This window comes from Kitasatospora phosalacinea (assembly GCF_030268885.1).
GTDB lineage: Bacteria > Actinomycetota > Actinomycetes > Streptomycetales > Streptomycetaceae > Kitasatospora > Kitasatospora phosalacinea_C.
Window position 1 is genome coordinate 15,651 of record NZ_BSSA01000038.1, and the last position, 22,332, is coordinate 37,982.

Genomic DNA, 22,332 nt, shown 5'->3' on the forward strand with positions numbered 1-22,332 from the left:
CCACCACGACCCGGCCCGACGGCACCCCCCTCGCCATCACCACCAGCGAAGATGAGACCGGCATTGTCTGGGACCTGACCACCGGAGACCGACTGCACATCCTCAGGGGTCACTCCGGTCCGGTGAGCGCGGTCGCCACCACGACCCGGCCCGACGGCACCCCCCTCGCCATCACCACCAGCGAAGATGAGACCGGCATTGTCTGGGACCTGACCACCGGAGACCGACTGCACATCCTCAGGGGTCACTCCGGTCCGGTGAGCACGGTCGCCACCACGACCCGGCCCGACGGCACCCCCCTCGCCATCACCACCAGCGAAGACCGCAGCAGCATTCTCTGGAACCCCTGCACCGGCCAGGTAGTGGAACGCCTGCAGCTGCCCTATACCGGGAGAATCGCGGCAGGTACTGATGCAGGGTTCGTGATCGCCTACGGGGAGAACATTGCGTGCTTCGTCTGGAATCCAGGCCCGGCCACTGGTGGTCTCTAGCTCTGGTGACGACCTCGAGACTGGCAGGCCCGCATCGCCGTGGCGGACACCGGCGTGGCCAGACCCCGACAAGGTGGCGGCCATGCCGGACAAAGGAGCTGGCGATAGCGGTCCAGCCCCTAGTACTCCAGTGAGAGTTCTTCGTTTTCGCTGGTCAGCGACCTGGTGGCGGCGAGTGTAGCCGGGCTGTGTCAGGGGGGGAGGGGTGTTCGCGGGGATGTCGCGCGAACGGGTGGCCGCGGCGCATGTAGTGGCAGCGCCGCGCGTGTGCTTGGTGACGGCGGCGCCATCTGGACCAGGTCAGGGTGTGGTCGCGGTCCGCAGGACGGTGGCGGGGTCGAGCTGCCAGCAGACGGCGAATCTCGGCCGGTGTGAGATCCACGAGGTCGGGCGTGTCGTCACTGTCGCCCCCTTTTCGCGCTCCTGGGCGGCCATGACGGCCAGGAACGCGTGGGCGAGCATCGCGAGGGTGATGTGCCGGTACCAGCCCACGTAGCGGCGGACCTCGTACTGGTCCAGGCCGCACTCGTTCTTCGCGCTCTGGAAGCATTCCTCGATCTTCCAGCGGCATCCGGCGATGCGGACCAGGTCGACGACGGTGGCGTCCAGGGGCGCGCAGGCCAGGTAGTAGGCGACGTCGTCGGCCTTGGTCAGGCTGCGGCGCGCCAGCATCCAGCGTTGGCGGGTGGGCTGGTCGCCGTCGAATTCCCAGACAGCGGGCAGGCGTGCTGCAGCCCAGTCGTAGAGGCGCTCGCCCTTGGCCCCGGAGCCGGCGGACAGTTGCTGCCAAGCCTCGGGCGGGGCTTGGGTGATGAGGAAGTCGATCCGCGGGCCGTGCACCTGCTGGGACTTGGGAACGGCCACCACGTAGGAGAGCCCGGCGTCTTCGAGGAACCGGCGGAAGTGCGAGTCCTGGCCGTAGGCCGAGTCCGCGGTGACCCACGCGATCGGCAGCGGCGAGGCCAGAGCTCGCTTGATCATCGACCGTGCGAGCTCCAACTTGGTGGCGAAGCCGCGCTCGTCGGGGACGCGGGCGGCCTGGCAGCGTTGCCGGTCCTCGGCCCAGGACTTGGGCAGGTAGAGCTCACGGTCGACCAGGGCATGGCCCTTGGTCGAGGCGTAGGCGGCGAAGACGCCGATCTGGCAGTTCTCCGTGCGGCCGGCGGTGCCCGAGTACTGGCGCTGCACGCCGGCCGAGACCGTGCCCTTCTTCACGAAGCCCGTGTCGTCGAGGATCAGGACACCGTCAGGGGTGCCGAGTTGCTCGCCGATGTAGGCCTGCAGGTCGTCGCGGACCTCGTCCGCGCTCCAGCAGGCGCGGGCGAGCAGGTGCTGCAGCCGATGTGGGGCCGGGTGCCCGGCGAACTCGGCCAACTGCCAGCTGTTCTTTCGCCCTACCGGGCCCAGCAGCCCGCGTACGTAGTCCCGCATCCGCTTCCGCGGCTCCACCCGCGTGAATCGGGCCCCGATCCGCAGGAAGAGTTCGGTCAGTTCCCGGTCCCACACATCCGTCAGATCGTCGCTCACACTGAGGAGCTGTCCGCGGCGCTGCCACTACATGCGTCGCGGCCACTCGTTCGCGCGACATCCCCGCGAACACCCCTCCCCCCCTGACACAGCCCGGCTACACTCGCCGCCACCAGGTCGCTGACCAGCGAAAACGAAGAACTCTCACTGGAGTACTAGTACTCCAGCTGTAGATCTTGATCACGGTTGTTGTGCGGCCTGGCGGTGGTAGTGGCTGGTGCGGGCGCGGGCTTGGTGTTGTCGGCGCCAGTGCGACCAGCGGAGTCGGTGCGCCAGGTCGCGGGCAGGCTGGACGATGAACGCGGCGAAGAGGCGTCGGATCTCGTTGCATGTCAGCGGGGCGAGCCCTGGTGCTGTCGGGGCGGCCCGCTCGATGGCGGCCGTGACCGCGAGGAAGGCGTGCGCGAGCATGGCCAGGGTGGTCCAGCGGTGCCAGGAGGTCCACCGGCGGACCTGGTGCTCGTCCAGCCCGGCCAATCCCTTGGCGGCCTGGAAGGTCTCCTCCACAGTCCAGCGGCGCCCGGCCACCTTGACCAGCGTGGCCAGCGGGACGAGGCGGGCCGAGTAGCAGCGGTAGAAGGCGAGTTCACCGGTGCGCCGGTTGCGCCGGATCAGCAGCCACCGGTGGCCTGGACAGTCCGGCGGGCTGTCGATGTCGACCTGGGCCCAGTCGTAGAAGCGGCGGCCCTTGGCGCCGTCGCCCGCAGACAGCCGCTGCCAGGCCTTCTTCGGTAGGCCGTGGGCCAGCACGCCGGCCCGGAAGACGCCCGCGCGGGTGGCGATCGGGCGTTTGCGTGAGACGGCCAGCACATAGCCGATCTGACGTCTCTCCAGTTCGGCACTCAGGTGCGGGTCACCGCCGTAGACCTCGTCGCCGGTGACCCATGCGGCCGGCACGTCAGCGTCCAGGGCCTGGGCGATCATCTCGGTGGCCAGGGCGGGCTTGGTGGCGAATCTCAAGTCGTCGGGGATTCCCGCTGCCCGGCACCGGTCGGGGTCCTGGGTCCAGGAGCGCGGGATGTAGAGGCGCCGGTCAATGGCGGTGTGCCCGGCCGTGGCGGAGTAGACGAGGTAGACGGCCACCTGGGAGTTCTCGATTCGGCCCGCGGTGCCGGTGTACTGGCGCTGGACTCCGACGCTCGCGGTCCCCTTCTTCAGATCCCCGGTCTCGTCGACGACCAGGACGGCCTCCTCGTCGCGAAGGTGGTCGACCACGAAGGCCCGTATGTCGTCACGGACTTGGTCGGCGTTCCAGGACGCGCGGCTGAGCAGGTGCTGCATGCCGGCCGGACTCGCGTCGCCGGCGTGCTCGGCGATCGTCCAGCAGTTCTTCCTCGGCAGGTCCGCGAGCAGGCCCAGCACGAACGCCCGCGCCCGGCGACGTGGCTCCACCCGGGCGAACCGGCCCGCCACCCGGGCCATCAGGCCCTCGAATACCGACTGCCACCGGGCAGGGTCTACGCTGTGGCCCACGGCCACCGGCTGATCTTCGTTTGTCCACACAACTGACGATGATCAACGGTGGCCGCCTCGCGTTTCTACGCCATCCAGCAGTACAGACGGTCCTCCCGGCCGCCGACGGCCCGCGCCAGACCGGCCAGAGCGCGCAGGATCCCGGCGGCCGTCTGCTGGTCCAGCACCTCGCCGTCCTCCGCCCGCTCCTGCAGCCAGAGTCGGCCGACCTCGCCAAGCCGGAGCTCATCGGCGCCGGCGAGCGCGTCCTTAACGGTCCTGGACACGGCCAGGACCAGCGGACCCTCGCCGTCGCCCGGGTCGGCAATGACCTCCGGCTCATCAGCGGCGACGAGCTCCTCGAAGCTCCGACCGGTGAAGATGCTCTCCCACTCGATCAGCGCCTCTTCGGCATCGAAGTTGCCGTACGTCAACGACTCGAAGACCCCGTCCGGGCCGCCTCCCACGACCGCAGCCGCAGCATCACGGTCCGGTGCCACGAAGAACTTGATGACGATGCTCACCGGGGCATCGTGCCTGTTCAACCGGCCCGGGTCTACCTGCCGCAAGCCCACAGAACGGGATCAGCAAAAACCGAGATCGCCCCACTTGAGCGCCAAGATCAAGATCTACAGATGGAGTACTAGGCCGGGCGAACTCGTGCTCTCGTACAGCGTGTGCGCCCCGCTGCTGGTCGCCGGGCCCGCCGTCCCCTGGCTCGTGGTGGCGATCGAGCACATTCGCCAGGCCCACTGAACCCTGGTGGCTCAACCAAATGCTGTCATAGGCGAGGGATGCGCAGGTCGCCAGTCGCCAAAGTGTGAGGCGCTCGGGCAGAGCTAACCCCGGGCTTTCGTCATGGCCTTGAATACTTCCTCCTCTGATTCTCCGCGGATTGCCCAATATAGATCGCGAAGATTTAGAAGCCTCTTTCGGAGGTCCTTATCGGGCTCGACGAGGGCCAGCCTTGCTTCCATTTCCAGCACCTTCCATGCGGCGGCCCGCTGTTCGGCGCGAGAACGCTGCTTTTCGGCATTGAGAAATGTTGAGATAGCCGCACAAATTGCGCCCAGAATGGCCAGGATGGCGGCTGGTATGCGTCCTGCCGTTGATGATAATGCTGTCAGTCCGGCAATCGCCGAGAAGACCGCGGCGGGGATTCCAAACGTGAAGTGGGCCCTCCTCCAGTTAACTTGCTTCCTTTCCCACCTTTCGTGCTCGCCTAGCGCCTCGCTTTGAACCTCGGCGATCAAATCCTTTTGTTCGGATAGCGTCTTGGCCTTGCTGGCATTATCCACAAATCGCGGAATGTAGCTACCCATTTGATAATCCTTGGGGATGAGGTTTCCGGCTGACCTTTGCCTACAGAGACATTGTTTCCCTAGTAAGAGGATGCGCTTCGAAAGGGTAGAGCGCATGTCGACCACTCCGTCGTCCAGTGACTATCGGGTAGCGGTAGGCCGGACGGGGGGACCGCGGCATGGGTCAGCCCGTGCTGACCACGGCTCAGGCAGATGCAGCGGTAGCTTCGCACCGTGAAGCACCTTGTCACCACGGATCACGTAAGTCTGGTTGTCTCCGTGCTCGCGTTCATTGCTGCGGCGTTCTCAGCCCTGTACACGCGCGGCCAGCTCAGCTTGGCGAGGAGGGTCCGCAGAGAAAGCCTCGAACCCTATGTGGTGGCCGAGCTTGCTCCGCGGGCACCAGAGTCGGAGATGCTGTGCTTGGTTATCACAAATATCGGACCGACTGTAGCCCGTGATGTGCGGGTCCAGGTCGAGCCTCGCCTCCGTACCACGCTGGGTTACGAGCAGCAGCGGGCAGTCGAAGCGTTCCTACATCGCCCGATTGCGATGCTGCCACCCGGCCGGCGGATTATGTTCAACCTCGGTACAGCGCACAGCATTTTCGACGAGGCCGCCGGGATTCCCCTGCAGTATGACTTCCAGGTGGAGGCGAAGAGCCTGTTCGGCGACGTTGAGCCTCTGCTCTACCGAATCGATCTCAATGCTCTTCGCGAGAGCGCAATCGAGACGGAGACGACCGTTGGCCAGCTCATGAAGATCAAGAAGTACATGGAAACCATCGCGAACACGCTTCCTCAGCTCGCGCCGCAAAGCCCTACGCAGGCAACGCGCAGAGCTAGTTGGCGATCATGCCGCATTCGGGGACGTCGTCGCCGCAATCGCTAAGATGCCCCTCGTGGGGCTGAGGAGCTAGGCCTGAGCTGGGCATGACCACATTCCGTATCACTTCTGCCGGGCCTGACGGCGGCGGACTGCCGAGCAGTCCCACGTTTCCCGAGGTTGCCCGGCCAGTGTGTGGCCCAAGTTCTCGGCGGCCTGGACGACTTCTCTGCCAAGGCCGGTCAGCGCAAGCTTGCGACCCCGGCCCGCGCGGATCAGCAGCGGGCCGCCGAGGTCCGTCTCCAGACGCTTGAGCTGCACGGTGAGGGTCGCGGGATTGATGCCGTGCGTCCGGCACGCTTCCGTCAGGGTGGGGTACTCGACGACTTGGACGAAGACCCGGAGTCGGCGGAGCGCGTAGGTGTTGCCCAGAGTGGGCCGGATCACCTCCGGTGCCGAGGTGAAGTCGTGCTGCGGGCACCGGGGTTGCCGATTGTTCTGGTGGGCACGGTGGCGGTCGCGGTGAGTGCGGCCTGCAGCTCGGTCCACCAGGCATCGGGAAGGCGTGGATCGCTGGTGAGGACCGGGCTGCCGGCCTGGAGCGCCGGGAGCGGCACGTACTCGGACAGCTCGGCGCGGTAGGCGTGGCGGCCGGTCGACCAGTCGACAAGGCCGTGCAGGCGGGGACGGGGGACGGCCGGCGGGAGCGCCGCCTGGGCGGTGGCGGATCCCTCCCATAGGCGGCCGCCCCCGCGGTCCTGCTGCGCGCAGACCAGGCGAAGCCACCACCGGCCGGCGCGCCGGGAGAGGGTGCGGCCCTGCCAGCCCCACAGTTCGGTCCCGGTCGGCTCGACCCTGAGCGTCCGGGCCGCCGTGGCGTGCGCCCTCCGCATCCGCTGCCGCTCGTCGGCCTCGCCGGGCGGGGCGAACACTGCCGCCGGGCCGTGATCGTGCCTGCTCGCCGCGCTGGGGCGCCCCTCGACGACCGGCTGGATGTCCACGGCGGCGGTGGGGCGCAGGCGGGCGGCGAGGTCCGCCATGTCGGTGGTGAAACGGTCCCCGAGGTCGATGCCGGTCTCCTCGGCGATGACCATGAGCGAGAACAGGCAGTCGGACAGCTCGTGGGCGATCTTCCCGGTGTCGGCGGCCACGTCGGCGCGGTGGCCCTGGTGAGCCGTGATCAGCTTCGCGAGGTCGCCGACGTCACCGGTGAAGCCCAGGACGAAGTCCGACAGGTCCCAGGTGCGGCCCAGCTTCCGCTGGTTGATGTCGTCGTAGAGGGCGCGTACCTCGTCAGCGGCGGCGCGCATCTCGTCCCAGGTGGGCATCGGATGCTCCGTATCGGGTGCGTGGTCAGGAGAGTTCGGCGTCGGCCGGCGCGGATGCGCCGCGCTGGGCGGGGATCTCGGTGGCGTACTGGCGGGCCTGGAGGAGGTAGGAGGCGCGATAGCCGCCGTTGGGGTCGGCCATCAGCTCGGCGTGGGTGCCCTGTTCGGCGAGCCGGCCTTCGCGCAGGACGTAGATGCGATCGGCGTCGGCGGTGGCGGCGAGGCGGTGGGTGATCAGGATGACGGTCAGGCCCTGGTCGGCGAGTTCGCGGACCCGGGCGAACGCGGCGATCTCCGACTTCGGATCGAGGGCAGACGTCGGCTCGTCGGCGATGACGAGATGGGTGGGGCGTCCGCCGGGGCCGGTGGTGGTGGCGCGGTGGTGGGCGCGGGCCATGCCGATGCGCTGCCACTGGCCGCCGGACAGCTGAACGCCGCCCTTGAAGCCGCGGGCGGCGAGGGTGTTCCAGCCATGGTCCTGGGCTTCGACGATCGGGTGCAGGTCGGCGTAGTCGGCGGCCCGCTTGAGCCGCTCCTCCGGGTCACCGCCGTGCTCGGGGCGGCCGATCAGGACGTTGGCGCGCAGGGTGAACGGCCACTGCTGGAAGCCCTGTTCGAGGACGGCGACGGAGGAGAAGAGTTGGTCGCGGTCGGCGGTGGCGGTGTCGACGCCGTCCCACAGCATCCGGCCGGAGCTGGGCGGGTAGAGGCCGGTGAGGACTTTGGAGAGGGTGGTCTTGCCGGAGCCGTTGTCGCCGACCAGGGCGATCACCTGGCTGCGCGGGATCGTGAGGGTGATGCCGGACAGGGCTGGGGTGCTGCGGCCGGGGTAGGTGAAGCCGACGTCCTCCAGAGTGATCACGTCGGGGCGTTCGGGCAGAGCGGTGCCGCCGGCGGGGATGGCGCGGCGCTCGGCCTCGCGCTGGAGCCGGTCCAGGTCGGCGACGAACAGGGCTTCCTCGTAGAGGTTGTTGACGGTGCGGACGAGGGAGGTGATGTCGGCGGCGCCGGTGCGGATGCCGACCACGGCGGTGCCCGCGACGGCGAGGGCCATGTGCCCGCCGTAGACGAGCCAGCCGAGCAGGGCGAAGGTCGCGGCGGCGGCCAGCCCGGACAGGGCGGACGCCAGAAGCGAGGTGGCGGCGGTGGCGCGGGCGAGGCGGTTCTGCTCCCTCTCGGACGCCTCGGCCATGGTGACGTAGTGGCCGAGGATGAACGGGCCGATGGCGTGGACGCGGACCTCGGGCGCGGAGTGCGGCTGGGTGATGAGCTGGGCGAGCAGGGAGGCGGCCCGGTGGTGCTGCAGCCAGGCCATCACCGAGCCGTAGCGGCGGCGGGCGGAACGGACCGCGCCCCAGCCCTTGGGGGCTGCGATCAGGACCAGCATGGGCAGCAACAGCGGATCGAGGGTAAGCAGGACACCGCCGGCGGCGACCAGGCCGAGCAGCGCGGTGAGCACCGAGATGGCCTGGCCGATCAGACGTCGCACCGCGGCGGTGCCGAAGCGGGCGGACTCCAGCAGCCGGGTGAACTCGGGGTCCTCCAGCGCGGCGAGTTCGACGCGGGCGGCGCGGCGCAGGTATGCGACGGTCGCGGCCCGTTCCGTCTTGGGCTCCAGCCGGTCGCCCGCCCAGGACGAAGCGACGCCCAGCACTGCGGACAGCGCGGAGGCGCCGCCGACGGCGAGCGCAGCCGGTAACGCGGCGCGCAGCAGCTGGTCGGTACTCCCGGATGCGAACAGGGAGGTGAGGGCGCGATTGGTGGCGAGCAGTCCGAAGGCCGCGGCCAGGGCACGGCCGAGCTCGGCGACGACAACGGCCACCAGCGCGGGACGATCGGCGTCCCAGGCCAGGCGCAGGGCGGTACGGAGCATGCCGGGGATCTGCCGGGCGATTACGAGAAAACTGATCTTGAGCATGGTCTGCTCGTGGGTGGTGAACCCCCAGTCGGGGAGCAGCCGGCCGCCGAACAGGAACTGCTCGCTGTCGGAGACGGCCTCGTCGGAGTCGGGTTTGGTCGAGCGGGTCTTCAAGCGTTGTCCTCCACGGTGCGGGCATGCTGGCGGGGCGGGGTGAGGCGCGCGTTGTCAGCCGCTCTCGCCGGGGTGCCGGGGCTCGGAGACGAGGTACTCGGCGACACCAGTGCGGCGGGCGGTGAGCGAGGCACGGAGTGTGCGCAGCCGGCGCGGGGCGACGATGCGCGACCACTCCTCGAGGGTGCGGACAGCGTGGCCGCTGTGCTCGGCGGGGTCGAGGGTGATCCGCTCGATCTCGTCGTCGGTGAGCGATCCGCCGTCGAAGGTCACGCCGAGCTTCCACGGCCATGGCGGCTCGGGCGGGGTGAAGGAGAGCATCAGCAGGCGGGGAGCGTCGTCCAGAGAGGCTGGGATGAAGCCGATCTCCTCGGCGGTCTCCCGCAGGGCGCACGCCCACGGATCCTCGTCGGCGTCGAGGAGGCCGCCGGGGTACTGGTACTCGCCTTGGTGGTGGACGGACGTGAGCAGCAGCGGCCGGTCGTGGCGGTCGGTGAAGAACACCCCGGCGTAGGAGACTCCGTGGGGCAGGGTCGGGACGAACTGCTCGGGCGGGACGAAGGTCACGGTCAGACTCCTCGCTGGTCGGGGCGACCGAGCCGGGTGCGCAGGTCGGCGGCGAGGCGCTCGTCGCGCCGGGGGTCCTCCAGCAGGACGCCTGCGCCCTCGGTCATCAGGGCGTGGAACTGCTGCTGTTCGTAGGGGACGCCGGGCGGCAGAGGGGCGATGTGCCAGTGGACGTGGGAGTTGCCCTGCTGGCTGCCCAGACTCAGGACATACACGCGCTCGGTCGGGACGGTGGCGGCAAGCGCGGTGGCGACACGGTGGACCACCAACTGCAAGGCCAGGTACTGGTCTTCGGTGAAGCCGCCGATGGCGTCCTCGACGTGGGCGCGCGGGGCCACCAGCAGCTTGCCCGGCAGGGTTGGGTAGCGGTCGAGGAACGCGACGTGGACGCCGTCGTCCAGGACGATCCGGTGCTCGTACCCGGGGACGCCGTCGAGCATCGAGCAGATGAAGCACGGTCCGTTGCGGGCCCGCTCGTTGTAGGCGTCGAGATCGAAGGCGGTCACCGTACCCAGCCTTCCGGGCCGGGACGCAGCGTCATGTAGCCGTCGAGAGGCCCGAAACCGAGGGAGTGGTAGAGCGGGGCGCCGGCCTCGGTGGCGCGCAGCTCGATCGAGCCGCAGCCGGCGTCCTTGAGCGCCTCGATCAGGGCGGAGGTGGCGGCGCGGGCGTGGCCGCGGCGCCGGTGGGCGGGGTCGGTGGCAACGGTGTGGACGCGGCCCCACAGCCCGCCCGGGTGGGTGGGGCCGCGGTAGCCGCGGTAGACGATCCCGATGGCGCACGAGGCGAGCGTGTGGGCGTCGGCGGGGACCACGTAGGCGAGCAGCCTCGGGTCGGTGCCGAGGCGCTCGCGCATGTCGTCGCGGAAGGTGGAGCGCCACTCGTCGGTGAGCTGCGCATTGTCGAGGACCGCGACGCGCAGGCGCAGCAGCTCGTCGGCGTCCTGTGGGCCGGCGGGGCGAACGGGAAGACCGGGCATGGCGTTTCCTCCAGGCGGGGCAGTCAGAGGGCGGGGTGTGGTGGCGGGGTATGGCGTAGCTGGTCCAGGACGGTGCGGGCGTAGCCGATGACCTCCTCGTCGCGGTGGTGATCGAGTGCCCAGCGCAGGGCGGCGGGACAGTCGATCGCCGCCCAAGCCCGGCACGCTGCCAACTCGTCCGCGGTGAGGTCTCGCCCGTAGCCGGCGAGGAACGCCCCGCGGAGGTCGGGCCGGTGCGGGGTGAGTTGGAACATGACCCGCATCAGGTCGCGGCGCACCGGCTCCTCGACCTGGCTGCGCTCGAAGTCGATCACCCCGATGATCAGGTTGTTGTGCTGGCGATGGAGGAGCCAGTTCCGGGGTCCGAAGTCGCCGTGGCAGGCGGCGGAGGCGGTGTGCGGAGGCTCGGCGCGGGTGGCGTCGGCCAGGACCTGGATGTCCTCGTCGGACAGCTTGGCGTCGCGGGCGCGGGCGAGCGCCCTTTCCCGTTCCTGGCTCCAAGGCAGCTGTTCCCCGATCACGCCGCCGGAGACCGGGTGGGCGTGGATGCGGGCGGCGAGCAGGCCGGCCTGACGGTACACCTCGCGTTCCTCGGCCGGGGCGAGGGCGGTCGTGATGACGGGGGTGCCGGGAAGGGCGGTGGTGACGACGAGCAGCGACGTGGTGTCCTCGGCCAGCAGCAGTGGGGCCCTGCCGGGGCCGAGGCCGGGCGCGAGGTGCCGGTAGGCGGTGGTCTCGCGCCGGTGCATGAGCTGGTTCTTGTGCCGCTTGGCGAACAGGCGGCGCCCGTCGCCGGCGCGGACCTCCCACACCGCCGGCCGACCCGCACGGTCGTGCGAGCGCACCCCCAGCACCTCGTACGAACCGGCCGTCCGGCGCAGCAGTCGGTCGGCGTCGTCGGGAACAGCGGGCGCGGTCATGCCGGCCAGCCGACGGTGGACAGCGGGTTGCCGCGGGTGATCTCACCGAGGGCGTACGCGGTGTAGGGGACGATGTCGTCCGGCAGCCGGTCGAGCGGCCACCAGCGCAGCTCCTCGCACTTGTGCGGCTCGGCGTTGCGCACCCGGCCGTCGTAGCGGGCGGGTCGGAAGAACAGCTGGAGGCGGCTGCGGCCGTCGTCGGCGTCGAGGTGATGCAGCGTGTGGACGAGCGCGAGGTCTTCCTCGGCGATGGTGATGCCGAGTTCCTCCTCGGCCTCGCGGGTCATGGAGCGGGTGACCGGCTCGCCCCGCTCCATGTGCCCGGCTGGTAGGTGCCACAGGCCGCTGGCGTAGCTGGTGTTGGCGCGCCGGCCGAGGAGCACCGCGCCGTCGTTGACCAGGACGAGGTGGACGCCGACGACCAGCGTCAGCGGCTCCGTGCCGGGCATTCGGGGCTCCGCGTTGGCCGGGTGGTCGGTGTGGTCGAGCTGGGTCACGAGGTCCTCCCGGTGGGCAGGTCGGCCGCAGCGGCGAGCAGCGGCAGGTAGTGGTGCAGATAGGGCGGGACCTTGAGGTCGAGTACCTCGTCGAGGGGCACCATGCGTACGGCCAGGCCCTCGTCGCCGAGTTGCAGGGCGCTCTCGTCTCCGTCCCAGACGGCGTGCAGGACGCGGGTGAGCGGGAGGCCGAGGTCGGGGTGCGGGTCGGGGAGGTTCCGCAGCCCGGTGATCTCGATGCCGGCCTCCTCGCGGACCTCGCGCACCGCGCTCTCCCGGGCGCTCTCGTCGGCCTCGCGCCAGCCTCCGATCGGAGTCCAGTAGCCGGGCCAGGCCATGCCCGGCCTGTCTTCGCGCAGGTGCATCAGCAGCCGACCCGCAGGGTCGGTGACGAAGACCAGGACGCCCTCGAAGTCGTCGCCATCCGCGGCGGGGTGCTCCAGGTAGAGCGGGACACCGGAGCGGTGGGCGCGCAGCACCTGCCGGAGGTGCTGGTAGTGGGCGGGGGTCATCCGGGAGCGCCAGTCGTGGGCAGTCTCGAACTTGAACTCGGTGTGCTCGGCCGGATCGAGACGGATCCGGGCCTGCTGTTCGGGGGTGAGGACGCTGCCGTCGAAGACATAGCCGCACACGGGGACGGGGTACTCGGTGCCAGCCTGCTCATGGATGACGGCGACCAGGCGGCGCCGGGCGAAGGCCTCGGGATTCTCGGCGGCGAGGTCCAGGCCCAGCTCCTCCTCGGCTTCGCGTAGGGCGGCGGTGAACGGTGTCTCGCCGTGCTCGACGTTGCCGCCGGGGAAGTCCCACACGTCCGGGTTGGTGGTGGAGCGCATCCCGAGGACGCGGCCCTGCGGATCGGTGATCAGGAAGCAGCCGTACGCGCTGGGCAAGGCGATGGTGGTGAGGTAGCCGCCGACCGGCCGCCAGCCGGGGATGGCCAGGCGGCCGGTGAGCCACTCGATCACCGTGCGCTGTCCGTCGCCGGTCAGCGGTAACTGGTCGGCGGGGACCCACCGGTGGTCGTCGTGATCGGGCGAGAGGACGACCGGGGTGCCGTCGGGCACGACGGTGGTGAAGACGAACTGCCGCACGCGCCTTCCGCGCTGGTTGGTGAAGTCCAGCTGCCGTACGTACTCCAGCGGCAGGTCGGTGAGCCCGGTCTCCTCGGCCAGTTCCCGCGCCGCGCCGACCGGTACGGGTTCGCCGTCTTCCCGACCGCCGCCCGGGTACTCCCACAGGCCCGGCAGGACGTCGTGACCGGCCCGGCGGATCATCAGGATCCGGCCGGATTCGTCCCGGACCACCACGCCGACGCCGATCCGCTCGATGCCTTCGCGGAGGGCCAGGTTGGTCAGCACATTGAAATCGATCACCGAGAAGGCTCCTTGAGTCTCTGGGGGCGGGCACGGCACGCCGGTCGTCACGTCCTGGCTTCGCCGGGGGTGGAGAGAGGGTGGTCCGCCCGGCCGTCAGGATTCGAGGTACGCGATGCCCTGGCCGTCACGGAGGGCGGCGTGGGCGGCGCGCAGGTTCCGGGCGTTGTACGGCTCCATCACGCCCGGCGCGCATGCCTCGTCGAGGTCCCACCAGCGCCAGCCCAGCAACTCCCGCTCGGGCGTGTCGATCCGCTCCTCCGCGCCGGGGGCAAGGGTGGCGTGGAACGTGAACAGGTGGCAGGGATAGGCGTGTTCGTCCGCGGCGGCGCCGGGGAAGAACTCGGCCTTGGTGGTCATCCAGTTGTAGACGAGCAGGCGGCCGACGGTGACCGGGACGCCGAGTTCTTCCGAGAGTTCGCGTGCGCAGGTCGCGGCGGGCGGCTCGTTCCACTCCGCCTTGCCGCCGGGCAGGACCCACATGCGGGAGCGGCCGTGGTGGACGAGAAGAACCTCGCTGTCGCCGCGGGTGATCAGTCCGCCGGCGGCGGCCGAGAACACGGCACGCCCCAGCTGTTCGGTGTCGGACACGTCGTCACTCCTTCGTTCGGGGCCGCCCCCGTGGTGCGGCGGGCGGGCGGCAGATGGGGCAGGCAGTCAGGGGCGCAGGAGCAGGCACTGCAGGGAGCCGAGCGGGTACTCGGTCACCTCGCTCCACCCGGTGCGCAGTTGCTGAAGGGCGGCGTGATCGAGACCGATGTGGTGGCGGCCGTCGGTCTGCCGCTCGGCGAGCGGGGTGGTCACCGCGATCACTCCGTGCGGGGCGAGGCGGCGGCGGGCTGCGGCGAGGGCTTCCTGCTGGTCGAGGAACGCCAGCGCGAGGCGGAAGGCGACGACGTCGAACCCGTGCGCGGGCAGCTCGTCCAGGGCTCGGTTGGCGTCGAGTTCGCGGAAGGCCGCATCGGGCAGGTGGGCGCACCGTTCGCGGGCGGCCGTGATCGCGGTCTGGGCGAAGTCGACCCCCGTGACGGTCGCGCCCCGTTCGCCGAGCGCGGCGGCCAACTCGCCGGTGCCGCAGCAGACGTCCAGCACCGTCAGCCCGGCGATCGGGCGGCCGAGGTGCTGGGCGAGCAGGTCGACCTCCTCGTCGGTGACCGTCCGGTAGCGCGCGCCGTCGCGGTAGCCGGCATCCCACGGGCTCGGGTCGCTCAAGTCCTCCATCGAGTTCCCCTCGTTGTCGGTGCGGCCCGGCGCCGTCGCTGCGGCGGGGCCGGAGGCGATGCGGGTCATGCCGCTGGTGGCGGGAACGGCCAGCCGACCGCGTCCGCGCGGGTGAGTTCTCGGTGCACGCTGCCGTCGGGCTCGTAGGTGGTCCGGTACAGGAACACGGCGTCACCGCCGAGCCGGGCGACGCCCTCCTCGACCACTGGCGCCTTGTCGGCGACTGCGCGCAGCCGCTGGTCGAGGTCGACCGGGCCGCCGGGCGGCTCGGCCGGGCGCCGGTGCCGGCCGGTGCGGATCACGCCTCGACCAGTCGGTGGTGGTCGGGCGCGTCGTCGAAGCCGTACGTGGAGAACGCCGGCCCGCCGGCCAGGTAGGCCTCCAGCGCGGTCTTCGACGTCGGGAACATCGGTCCGGGCAGCTCGCCGACCGGTGCCCAGCGGACCTCGAGATGCTTCGTGGGTTCGGTGTTGACCAGCTCGCCGGTGAACTCGCCGGCCGCGAAGACGAACAGCATGAAGCCGCCGCGCCCGTCCCAGCCCTCCTTCACCTGGATCGTGTGGACCAGGCTCAGATCGGCGGGCGCGACGACGAGGCCGGTCTCCTCGCGCAGCTCGCGCGCGGCGGCGGTGTGGATCTCCTCGCCCGGGTCGACCTTCCCGCCGGGGATCGTCCACGCCGGACCGGGGCTCCAACTGCGCTGGGCGTAGTGGAGGGTGGCGATACGGTCAGTGGTCTTGTCGTGGACGATGACGCTGGCCGACAGCCTGTTCGTCTCGTGCATTGAAGGTGCTCCTTGTCGTGGCCGAAGCCGTAAGAGGGTGGGCTGGGTGGTTGTCAGGCTGAGTGCCCGGTGGTGGGCGGGGTGCTGGAGAGGTGGATGACGGTTCTGTCCTCCAGCGCCTGGAGCGCGGCGGTGAGCCGGTCGGCGAGAGGCCAGGGCAGGTGTGCGGCGGCCTGCTCGGGGTCCATCCAGTGGGCGGCGCGCACCTCGCCGTCGGCGAACCGCAGGCTCGCGGCCTGTTCGCGGGTGAGCGGGGCGGTGTCGAAGACGAAGCACATGACGGCCCGCCCGTACGGGCTGGCGGTGGCGGGCGGGGTGTCCACGACGAGGAGCCGGCCGACCTCGGCGGTGAGCCCGAGTTCCTCGGCGAGTTCACGGGCCGCGGCCTCGGCGGGGGACTCCATCGCCTCCACCATGCCGCCGACCAGCTCGTTGTGGTCCTTGTACGAGGGCTCCACGATCAGGACCCGGCCCTCAACGTCGCGGACCAGGACGGTGGCGGCCGCCATCGGAGAGGGCAGCTGGACGAGGTAGTCGCGCTTGGACATCGGCTGCCGGTGACCGTCGCGCAGGACGGCGGTGTGCGAGCCGCGCTCCGCAATGACCGCCTCCCGCAGGCGGCGCGCGACAGCGGGCGCGAGCAGTTCGAACGCCTCCTCCTCGGTGACGAACCGTGCCTCGCGGAGCTCGCCGGCCTGCACCACCAGCGCCTGCGTGTCCACCGGGCCCACCGGGTGCGCGGCGTAGACGAGGCTGAGGATCGTGCGCCCCCAGATCCGAGCGGGGAGGGTGTCGAGGGCCAGCAGCCGGCCGACCTCGACGCCCAGGCCCAGCTCCTCGCGCAGTTCCCGCCGCAGAGCCAGCTCCGGTTCCTCGTCTTCCAGCATGCCGCCGGGCAGGTCCCAGCCGTCCTTGTAGACGGGGTCCACCAGCACGATCCGACCCTGGTGGTCGCGGATGAGCGCGTCCGCGCAGGCGGCCGGCGCGGCGTGGGCGGCCAGGTACTTGGCCAAGGCGTTGTCGCGCACCGCGGACTGGTCGTTCAGGTCGGGGTCGGCGGTCACGGGGCGCTCCAGGTCAGTGGGATCGGGCCAGTGGGGTCGCTGAACCCGAGGTCGCGGTAGAGCTGTTCGCCGTGCGGGGAAGCGGTGAGCTGGATCTGTCCGCAGCCGCTGGCGGCGAGCCAGTCGCGCGTGGCGGTGACCGCGCGGCGGGCATGGCCTTGGCGGCGGTGTTCGGGGTCGGTGGCGACGGAGGCGATGTGCCCGACGTGCGGGCCCTGTCCGGGGCGGGGCATCCGGTGGTCGTACTGGCCGACCGCGCAGGAGACGAGGCGGCCGGTGCCGACGTCGACGACGAACGCGGCGAACCGTCCATCGCCATTCAAGCGTTCGGAGAACCAGGCCGTGCACTGGTCCGCCCACCCGGGCGGCGGGGTGATGCCGGCGGAGTCGAGCATGACCAGCCGCAGCCGTGTCAGCTCGGCGGCGTCCTCCTGCACGGCGCGGCGCACCACGGCCCCGGCGGGACCGGCAGTGGCGGGTTCCGCGGCCTTCGGCCGGGCGCGGTCGAGTGCCAGGTCGGCGGTGTGCTGGTGAATGAGCTGCTGGGTGGAGTCGCGCAGCCGCAGCCGGTGCAGGTCCTCGGGGCGGAACCAGTGCAGCAGGACGCCCTCGCGGAGGTCGGCCGCCTCCGGGTCGCCCTGCCAGCAGGCGGTGAAGGTCTGGATGGGCACGGCCAGGCCGTCCGCCCCGGTCGTCCACTCGACGGTCAGCGGCTCCACCGGGCCGAGGCGCAGACCCGGGGCCTCCTCGGCGAGCTCGCGGCGCAGTGTGTCCTCCAGGGTGCCGTCGCCGGGTTCCGCGCCGCCTCCGAGCAGGCTGAATTCGCCCGGTGCCCAGATGTGGTCGAAGTTGTCGCGCAGATGCAGGAGGTAGCGGCCGACGCCGTCGTGGATCAGCACGGAGGCGTTCACCGGCTCCGGCCGCCCGTCCAGGCCCGCGGCCTGCAGCTTGGCACGCAGCGACGGGGAGGCGACCTGCTCGAAGGGGCGCCACTCGCAGCCGGTAACCTCCTCCGCCTGCAGCGCGGTCTCGGGCATCGCAGCGTCGGCGAGGTAGAAGGCAAATCGGAAATCGTAGTGCTGGTGGGCGCCTTCGCCCTTGTCGGGGTTCGCATCGATGTCGTTCACGTCGATGTCGACGGGCTGGTCGAGGAGCTGCGGGACCAGGCACAGTGCCTCGGGCGGGATGCCGGCCTCCTCGGCGACTTCCCGCACCGCGGTGGCCAGCAGGCTCGTGTCAGTCTCCTCGCCGTGGCCGCCGGGGCAGAGTGTCAGCCCGGTGGCCTTGTGGTGGATGTGCAGGACCTGTTGGTCGCGGTTGATGACGACGGCGCTGCAGGTGACGTGCGCGGGCAGGGTGCTGCGGTTGGTCGGCTCCGGTGTGGTGGCCAGCATGGCGAGCAGCGGTTCGAGCTTCGCCCGCTCGGCGGGATGGTGATCAAGGTGCGCGCGGGTGACGGCTGCGATGGCGTCGGCGGACGGCGGCAAGCGGGGCTCCTTCAGGACCGGGGGAATGGGATAGGCAGGGCTACCGGCGGGCGGGGCGTCAGGCGGCCGGATCTTCGAGGGCGTGGTTCCACGCGGCCAGGTGGCGGGCGTCGAGGAGCGGGGCGACCGGGGTGGCGAGGTAATCGTGTTCGACGAGGTAGAGGGCGGCGGTGCCCTGGTGGCCGGGGAAGAGCTCGCCCAGCTGGTGGCGGACCTCCTCCTGCGTGGCGCTGTCCCTGTCGAGGAGGCGGCGGGCGAGGAGCTTGGTGTTCCACACGTCCAGGCCGACAGCGGACGGGTCGCGGGAGGCGTGGGAGGCGATGACGCCGGCGGTGTACGGACCGACGCCCTTGATCTCCTGGAACCGGGTTGTCAGCGCGGGGTCGTCGCCGAGGGTGGCGAAGTCGTTGACGGTGAAGAATTCCGCGAACCTGGGCAGGTACTTGTCGCGGTAGCCCAGCCGGTCGGCCTCCTTGAAGGTCTGGGCGGGGATGCCGGCGATGTCGCGTGGGGTGAAGAAGGCGCGCAGGGTGATGCTCGCGAAGCTTACGAGGTGGCCGTAGTGGGTCAGGAGGTTGCGCATCATCTGGGTGGTGCGGGCGATGGTGGTGTTCTGCAGGAGCAGGGCGACGACGGCGATCTCGAACAGGTCCTCGGGGCAGCTCTGCCGCATCCCGGTGAGCGCGGCGAGCGGTTCGCGCATGGCAGGGGCGCGGCTGGCGAGGTCGGTGAACTCGCTCGGGTCCTCCTGCAGTCCGTAGCCGGTGGCCAGGCGCCGTGCGAGCGCCTGGCGGTGGTCGGGCTTCCACTCGCCGTCGGTGTGCACGGCGGCGACCAGCACTTCGGGTGCCTCCTGGCGCAGGTGGACCCCGCACAGCAGCTCCTTGACGCGGAAGGTGCGCCAGCTGTCGGTGGTCGTGTGCGCTTCCAGGCCGGTCGCGAAGTGCGACGGCTTCCACAGGGTGTGGAGCCGGTTGAACGGGCCGGTGACGGGCAGTTCGATCGTGTCGACCAGGTCAAGGTGACGGGGCGCGAGCACGTGGCGGAGGGCCGCCGCGCCGACGCTGGTCCCCTCGAGGCGGCGGCTGTTGTAGAGCGGCTGCAGCTCCTTGCCGTCGGCCTGGACCTCGGTGTTCAAACGCTCTCTCCTCCCGGCAGAAAGGGGTATGTGGAGCCGCCGATGCGGCAGGTGAGAAGCCGCCAATTCGACATCTCAGATGCGGAGTTGGACCAGTTCTGTGGCTGAGGAGTGTCTGATGATGGTGCTGTTCGAGTGCGCCGTTCAAGCGGATTACCACCGGGCGAGCCCGGGTCGAACGGGGAGTTTTCGAGCACCTCCGAGGCGATGCCCAGGGCGGCCTCCAGTTGCTCGCGAAGGGTGATGGGAAGTACGCCGGAGCCCAGTGCGCAGGCGGCGAGAGCCTGTTCGAGAGCGGCCGTCGGGCCCGGTTCGAGGTGGTCGCGGAGGCCCGGGTGGGCGAGGAGGTCTCGCAGTGCGTAGCCGTCGCCGGATTCACTCGTTCGGCTGGTCAGGCGCCGTACGAGGTTTCGGGCGGCAGGCGTGTCCGGGGCCGAAGCGTCGAGGGCGGTGAGCGCGAGCCGGGTGGTGAAGACGGCCATCCCCTCGTCCACGTCCAGGGAAAGCCAGCGGTCTATCGCCTGCGCGGCGGCGTACTGATCTCCGGGGCGGCACAGCGCGGTGAGCACCGCGGTGACGGCGTCCTCCCAGGGATCGCCCGGCTCGGTGTCCTCCAGCAGCGCTAGGGCGCCGGACAGGTCGCCGGTGGTGGCGGCGGCGAGGACTGCGGTCTGGCGACCGTCGAGGATGCGCCGGCCGATGCCGCGGTGCTCCTCGATGTGGCGCAGGGCTTCCTTCCAGCGGCCGGCGGCGGTGAGGGCGCGGGTGCCGTCGGCGATGACGACCCGCCACAGCCACTGACGGACCTCACCGCGCTGCTGGTCGGTCTCGGTGAGGCGGGCCGGGACGGTGATGCCGTCCAGCGTCGTCTCGGTCGCGGTGGTGACGGATCGGTAGAGGTCGAGGAGGAGTTGGTGGCCGCGCTTGTGGTGGCCGGCGCGGATGTGGAGGCGGGCGAGGTTGACGATCGGCTCGAGGCCCCGGATTGCACTCATGGCCGGGAGTGGGCCGCGGGTGAGGTAGAGGGCGGCGTGGCGGTGACAAAGCTCGCGGGCGTAGCTGGGCAGGGCGAGGTCGGAGGCAAGGAGGGCCGCCTGGTTGAAGACGGTGGATGCCTGGCCCGGGTCGGTCTGCCGGGAGGCCGTGTCGGCCAGCTCGCAGAGCCGGCCGACACGGGCGTCGAGGGGCAGGCACGCGGGCCGGTGTCGTGCGACCAGCGGGAAGCGCTGGGCGACGGGACCGGTCGGGTGCACGCGGGTCACTCCCAGGTGACGGTGATCGGGTGGTTGGGGCGGTCCAGGACGAAGCGGCCGGCGGCCGGGTCCGTGGTGGCGGGGGTGTCGGGGAGTTCGATGCGCAGGCTCCGGGTGCGGAAGCCGACGTTCCAGACGCGGATCTGTTCGGCGACGAGGTCGGCGAGCGCGGCGCCGTCGGGGCCGTGGCTGATGACACCGGTCTCGTAGGTCTTGCGGCCGTCGGCGGTGGGCTCGCCGGGGCGCAGGGTGAGGTAGGCGAGGGAGCCGGCGTCCACGGTGGCCATGGCGCCCCAGCCGAACATCGGGTTCACGCCGCGCTCGCGGGCGTTGCCGGTCACGCTCATCCGCATGATCGAGTTCGGGAGGGTCAGGGCCAGCCACAGGTCCTGGTACTCGTAGGTAGTGCCGCCGGGGATGGTCACGCCGGTCCATGTCTCGTGCTGTCCGCTGTCGAGGATGCCGACCAGCAGCTCGGCGTCGACCGCGTCGTGCTGGTCCTTGTGGACCTGGAGGGTGACGTCGCCCTCGCCGGTGAGGGTGACGGTGCGGCGGGCGTCGTCCATGCTGCCGCGCAGCGGCATGAAGACCGCGAGCTGGTCGTCGACCGACACCCAGCCGGCCTCGCCGCGCTCGAAGGCGATGACCCGGCTGGCGGTGCCGCGCAGGCGCAGCGGCAGCACGATCCTCCCGGTGGGCTTGACCTGCTGGAGCCAGGCGCTGGGCATCTCGCTGGTGCTCACCGTGGCGATCACCCGGTCATACGGGGCACCGTCCGGGTGGCCGAGTGCGCCGTCGCCGAGGACGACCTCGACGTTGGTGACGCCGGCGTCGGCCAGGTGCTTGCGGGCGCCGTCGACGAGGTCCTCGTCCACGTCCACGGTCACCACATGCCCGTCGGCGCCGACGATGTGGCCCATGTAGGCGGCGTTGACGCCGGTACCGGCTCCGGCTTCGAAGATCTTCTCGCCGGGCTGCGGGTCGAGCTGTTCGAGCATCAGGGCCACGATCGCGGGCTGGGAGGCGGCACTGATCTGGGTGCCGGATCCGTCGGCCTTGGTGTAGGTGGGGTTGTCCGCGTACGCGGCCTCCAGCGGGAAGCCGGGCAGGAAGTGCTCGCGGGGCATGGTGCGGAAGGCGTTCTCCACCGCGGCGGTGCGGATGGCGCCCTGGGCGAGCAGCCGGTCGGTGAGAGCGGCGCGCAGCTCCTCGGCGGTCGGGGCGGCGGAAGCGGTGTCGCTGCTGAGCGTAGTCATGTGGGTGACCCTAATAGTGGTGTGGATGGTGGACATCGAGGGCGCGAGGCCCTCGTCGGAGTGGAAGGCGGCGTCCAACGCCCGTGCGGCCATGGCGGCTTGGTGGTCGACCGGCAGGCCGGCGCGGTTGGCGTGGAAGAGGAGGTGGTGCGCGAGGACCGCCCGGAGCCCGCGGGTGAGGTGGCCGTCGCGGGCGAGGCGGGCTAGGTCCTGCCCGGCCTTTTCGAAGGCGTGGACCCAGCCGCCGTGGTGGGTGAGCGGGGTGGTGTCGCGGGTGAGGGCCCAGGTATCGAGGCGCATCAGGTGGCGCATCGCGGCGGTCAGGGTGGCAGCCCGGTTGGGCGCTACGGGCTTCGGGGTGTCGCGGAGCCTCGCGAACTGGGCCCAGACGTCGCCCTGTTCGTACCAGTCGAGTCCGGCCGCGCGGAGCATGGCGGAAGTGAGGACGACGATGGTCTCGGTGCGGCCGAGGGCGGGCGGGTTCGGTTCGGCGGCGCGGGCCAGCAGGTGGCGGCTGTCGGCGTGGAAGAGGCGGTGGGCGACCTCCATCGCCTCGATGCCGCCGAACGCCTCGCTCTCGGGCTCGTAGATCACGGTGGCCCAGCCCGTGAGGAGGCCCTCCTCGGCGAGGGTGTCCAGCAGGGATGTGACGACGGGCACGGGGGCGGCGGCCCGGTAGCGCAGTCGCAGACCCTTCTTGCGCATGTACCACCAGCCGTCCAGGTCGCCGTTGTCCTGGGCGAAGGTGAGCACGGGGGCCAGGTGGTGGGCGGCGGCCTGTTCGACGGCGGCGGGGCCGGGGAAGGTGAGGTCGTGCTGGATCCAGCCGGTGGTCAT

General features: G+C 70.8%; 24 protein-coding genes. 2 read left to right on the forward strand and 22 right to left on the reverse strand.

The features are described from left to right. Positions 1-491: WD40 repeat domain-containing protein (locus tag QSK52_RS34800; RefSeq protein WP_435053442.1), on the forward strand; the 491-nt coding region annotated here is incomplete at its 5' end. Positions 492-791: 300 nt separating this feature from the next. On the opposite strand, the gene QSK52_RS34805 is transcribed toward QSK52_RS34800, so the two are convergent. The 4 genes from QSK52_RS34805 to QSK52_RS34820 form a co-directional block, all read right to left on the reverse strand. Further along, positions 792-2,006 carry an IS701 family transposase gene (locus QSK52_RS34805; protein WP_285740304.1) on the reverse strand — a complete coding sequence of 405 codons (1,215 nt, stop codon included), beginning with the start codon at positions 2,004-2,006 and terminating at the stop codon, positions 792-794. A 192-nt stretch (positions 2,007-2,198) separates the two neighbouring features. Beyond that, on the reverse strand, positions 2,199-3,440 hold the full coding sequence (locus tag QSK52_RS34810) for an IS701 family transposase (protein WP_285740305.1): 1,242 nt from the start codon (positions 3,438-3,440) through the stop codon (positions 2,199-2,201). A 116-nt stretch (positions 3,441-3,556) separates the two neighbouring features. Further along, the gene (locus QSK52_RS34815) at positions 3,557-3,994 is read right to left on the reverse strand and encodes a hypothetical protein (RefSeq protein ID WP_285740255.1); all 438 of its coding nucleotides are present in this window, start codon (positions 3,992-3,994) and stop codon (positions 3,557-3,559) included. Positions 3,995-4,309: 315 nt separating this feature from the next. Continuing rightward, complete coding sequence (locus QSK52_RS34820) at positions 4,310-4,792, reverse strand: hypothetical protein (protein ID WP_285740256.1); 483 nt, start codon at positions 4,790-4,792, stop codon at positions 4,310-4,312. Between the two features lie 213 nt (positions 4,793-5,005). On the opposite strand from QSK52_RS34820, the gene QSK52_RS34825 reads away from it, so the two are divergent. Continuing rightward, a complete protein-coding gene (locus QSK52_RS34825) occupies positions 5,006-5,662 on the forward strand; it encodes a hypothetical protein (protein WP_285740257.1) in 657 nt (218 codons plus the stop codon). Between the two features lie 57 nt (positions 5,663-5,719). On the opposite strand, the gene QSK52_RS34830 is transcribed toward QSK52_RS34825, so the two are convergent. The 18 genes from QSK52_RS34830 to fxlM all read right to left on the reverse strand — a co-directional run bounded on the left by QSK52_RS34830 (position 5,720) and on the right by fxlM (position 22,332). Continuing rightward, positions 5,720-6,043: a helix-turn-helix domain-containing protein gene (locus QSK52_RS34830; protein ID WP_285740258.1), complete on the reverse strand. Its 324-nt coding sequence runs from the start codon at positions 6,041-6,043 to the stop codon at positions 5,720-5,722. Then, the gene (locus QSK52_RS34835; RefSeq protein ID WP_285740259.1) at positions 6,040-6,924 is read right to left on the reverse strand and encodes a hypothetical protein; all 885 of its coding nucleotides are present in this window, start codon (positions 6,922-6,924) and stop codon (positions 6,040-6,042) included. Before QSK52_RS34835 ends, QSK52_RS34830 begins: the two co-directional genes overlap by 4 nt. Positions 6,925-6,949: 25 nt before the next feature. After that, a complete protein-coding gene (locus tag QSK52_RS34840; RefSeq protein ID WP_285740260.1) occupies positions 6,950-8,956 on the reverse strand; it encodes an ATP-binding cassette domain-containing protein in 2,007 nt (668 codons plus the stop codon). Between the two features lie 54 nt (positions 8,957-9,010). Beyond that, entirely contained in the window at positions 9,011-9,523 is a 513-nt protein-coding gene (locus QSK52_RS34845; RefSeq protein ID WP_285740261.1) for an NUDIX domain-containing protein, read from the reverse strand. A 2-nt stretch (positions 9,524-9,525) separates the two neighbouring features. Then, on the reverse strand, positions 9,526-10,029 hold the full coding sequence (locus tag QSK52_RS34850) for an HIT family protein (protein WP_285740262.1): 504 nt from the start codon (positions 10,027-10,029) through the stop codon (positions 9,526-9,528). Beyond that, positions 10,026-10,502, reverse strand: a complete 477-nt coding sequence (locus QSK52_RS34855; RefSeq protein WP_285740263.1) for a GNAT family N-acetyltransferase — start codon at positions 10,500-10,502, stop codon at positions 10,026-10,028. The genes QSK52_RS34850 and QSK52_RS34855 overlap by 4 nt, the downstream gene beginning before the upstream one ends. 23 nt (positions 10,503-10,525) lie before the next feature. Further along, positions 10,526-11,422 carry a phosphotransferase family protein gene (locus QSK52_RS34860; protein ID WP_285740264.1) on the reverse strand — a complete coding sequence of 299 codons (897 nt, stop codon included), beginning with the start codon at positions 11,420-11,422 and terminating at the stop codon, positions 10,526-10,528. After that, positions 11,419-11,919, reverse strand: coding sequence for an NUDIX hydrolase (locus QSK52_RS34865; RefSeq protein ID WP_285740265.1), 501 nt, complete (start codon positions 11,917-11,919; stop codon positions 11,419-11,421). Before QSK52_RS34865 ends, QSK52_RS34860 begins: the two co-directional genes overlap by 4 nt. Next, the gene (locus QSK52_RS34870; protein WP_285740266.1) at positions 11,916-13,292 is read right to left on the reverse strand and encodes an NUDIX hydrolase; all 1,377 of its coding nucleotides are present in this window, start codon (positions 13,290-13,292) and stop codon (positions 11,916-11,918) included. The genes QSK52_RS34865 and QSK52_RS34870 overlap by 4 nt, the downstream gene beginning before the upstream one ends. Before the next feature lie 96 nt (positions 13,293-13,388). Next, on the reverse strand, positions 13,389-13,883 hold the full coding sequence (locus QSK52_RS34875) for an NUDIX domain-containing protein (protein ID WP_285740267.1): 495 nt from the start codon (positions 13,881-13,883) through the stop codon (positions 13,389-13,391). A 66-nt stretch (positions 13,884-13,949) separates the two neighbouring features. Then, positions 13,950-14,582 carry a class I SAM-dependent methyltransferase gene (locus QSK52_RS34880; RefSeq protein WP_285740268.1) on the reverse strand — a complete coding sequence of 211 codons (633 nt, stop codon included), beginning with the start codon at positions 14,580-14,582 and terminating at the stop codon, positions 13,950-13,952. Then, entirely contained in the window at positions 14,579-14,815 is a 237-nt protein-coding gene (locus tag QSK52_RS34885; RefSeq protein ID WP_285740269.1) for a hypothetical protein, read from the reverse strand. The genes QSK52_RS34880 and QSK52_RS34885 overlap by 4 nt, the downstream gene beginning before the upstream one ends. Beyond that, the gene (locus QSK52_RS34890; protein WP_285740270.1) at positions 14,812-15,297 is read right to left on the reverse strand and encodes an NUDIX domain-containing protein; all 486 of its coding nucleotides are present in this window, start codon (positions 15,295-15,297) and stop codon (positions 14,812-14,814) included. The genes QSK52_RS34885 and QSK52_RS34890 overlap by 4 nt, the downstream gene beginning before the upstream one ends. Before the next feature lie 53 nt (positions 15,298-15,350). Continuing rightward, positions 15,351-16,361, reverse strand: coding sequence for an NUDIX hydrolase (locus QSK52_RS34895; RefSeq protein WP_285740271.1), 1,011 nt, complete (start codon positions 16,359-16,361; stop codon positions 15,351-15,353). Next, positions 16,358-17,848 (reverse strand): GNAT family N-acetyltransferase, encoded by a 1,491-nt coding sequence (locus QSK52_RS34900; protein ID WP_285740272.1) that lies wholly within the window; start codon positions 17,846-17,848, stop codon positions 16,358-16,360. The genes QSK52_RS34895 and QSK52_RS34900 overlap by 4 nt, the downstream gene beginning before the upstream one ends. A gap of 58 nt (positions 17,849-17,906) precedes the next feature. After that, entirely contained in the window at positions 17,907-18,986 is a 1,080-nt protein-coding gene (locus QSK52_RS34905; RefSeq protein ID WP_285740273.1) for an endonuclease III domain-containing protein, read from the reverse strand. Then, complete coding sequence (locus QSK52_RS34910; protein ID WP_285740274.1) at positions 18,983-20,248, reverse strand: hypothetical protein; 1,266 nt, start codon at positions 20,246-20,248, stop codon at positions 18,983-18,985. Before QSK52_RS34910 ends, QSK52_RS34905 begins: the two co-directional genes overlap by 4 nt. Continuing rightward, the gene (fxlM, locus tag QSK52_RS34915) at positions 20,245-22,332 is read right to left on the reverse strand and encodes a methyltransferase, FxLD system (RefSeq protein ID WP_285740275.1); all 2,088 of its coding nucleotides are present in this window, start codon (positions 22,330-22,332) and stop codon (positions 20,245-20,247) included. The genes QSK52_RS34910 and fxlM overlap by 4 nt, the downstream gene beginning before the upstream one ends.

What these genes read in the sequence shown, in the direction of transcription:
- QSK52_RS34820 (WP_285740256.1), bottom strand. Translation starts at nt 4,792, where the DNA reads ATGGGTAGCTACATTCCGCGATTTGTGGATAATGCCAGCAAGGCCAAG.
- QSK52_RS34890 (WP_285740270.1), bottom strand. Translation starts at nt 15,297, where the DNA reads ATGCACGAGACGAACAGGCTGTCGGCCAGCGTCATCGTCCACGACAAG.
- QSK52_RS34835 (WP_285740259.1), bottom strand. Translation starts at nt 6,924, where the DNA reads ATGCCCACCTGGGACGAGATGCGCGCCGCCGCTGACGAGGTACGCGCC.
- QSK52_RS34855 (WP_285740263.1), bottom strand. Translation starts at nt 10,502, where the DNA reads ATGCCCGGTCTTCCCGTTCGCCCCGCCGGCCCACAGGACGCCGACGAG.
- QSK52_RS34880 (WP_285740268.1), bottom strand. Translation starts at nt 14,582, where the DNA reads ATGACCCGCATCGCCTCCGGCCCCGCCGCAGCGACGGCGCCGGGCCGC.
- QSK52_RS34860 (WP_285740264.1), bottom strand. Translation starts at nt 11,422, where the DNA reads ATGACCGCGCCCGCTGTTCCCGACGACGCCGACCGACTGCTGCGCCGG.
- fxlM (WP_285740275.1), bottom strand. Translation starts at nt 22,332, where the DNA reads ATGACCACCGGCTGGATCCAGCACGACCTCACCTTCCCCGGCCCCGCC.
- QSK52_RS34810 (WP_285740305.1), bottom strand. Translation starts at nt 3,440, where the DNA reads ATGGCCCGGGTGGCGGGCCGGTTCGCCCGGGTGGAGCCACGTCGCCGG.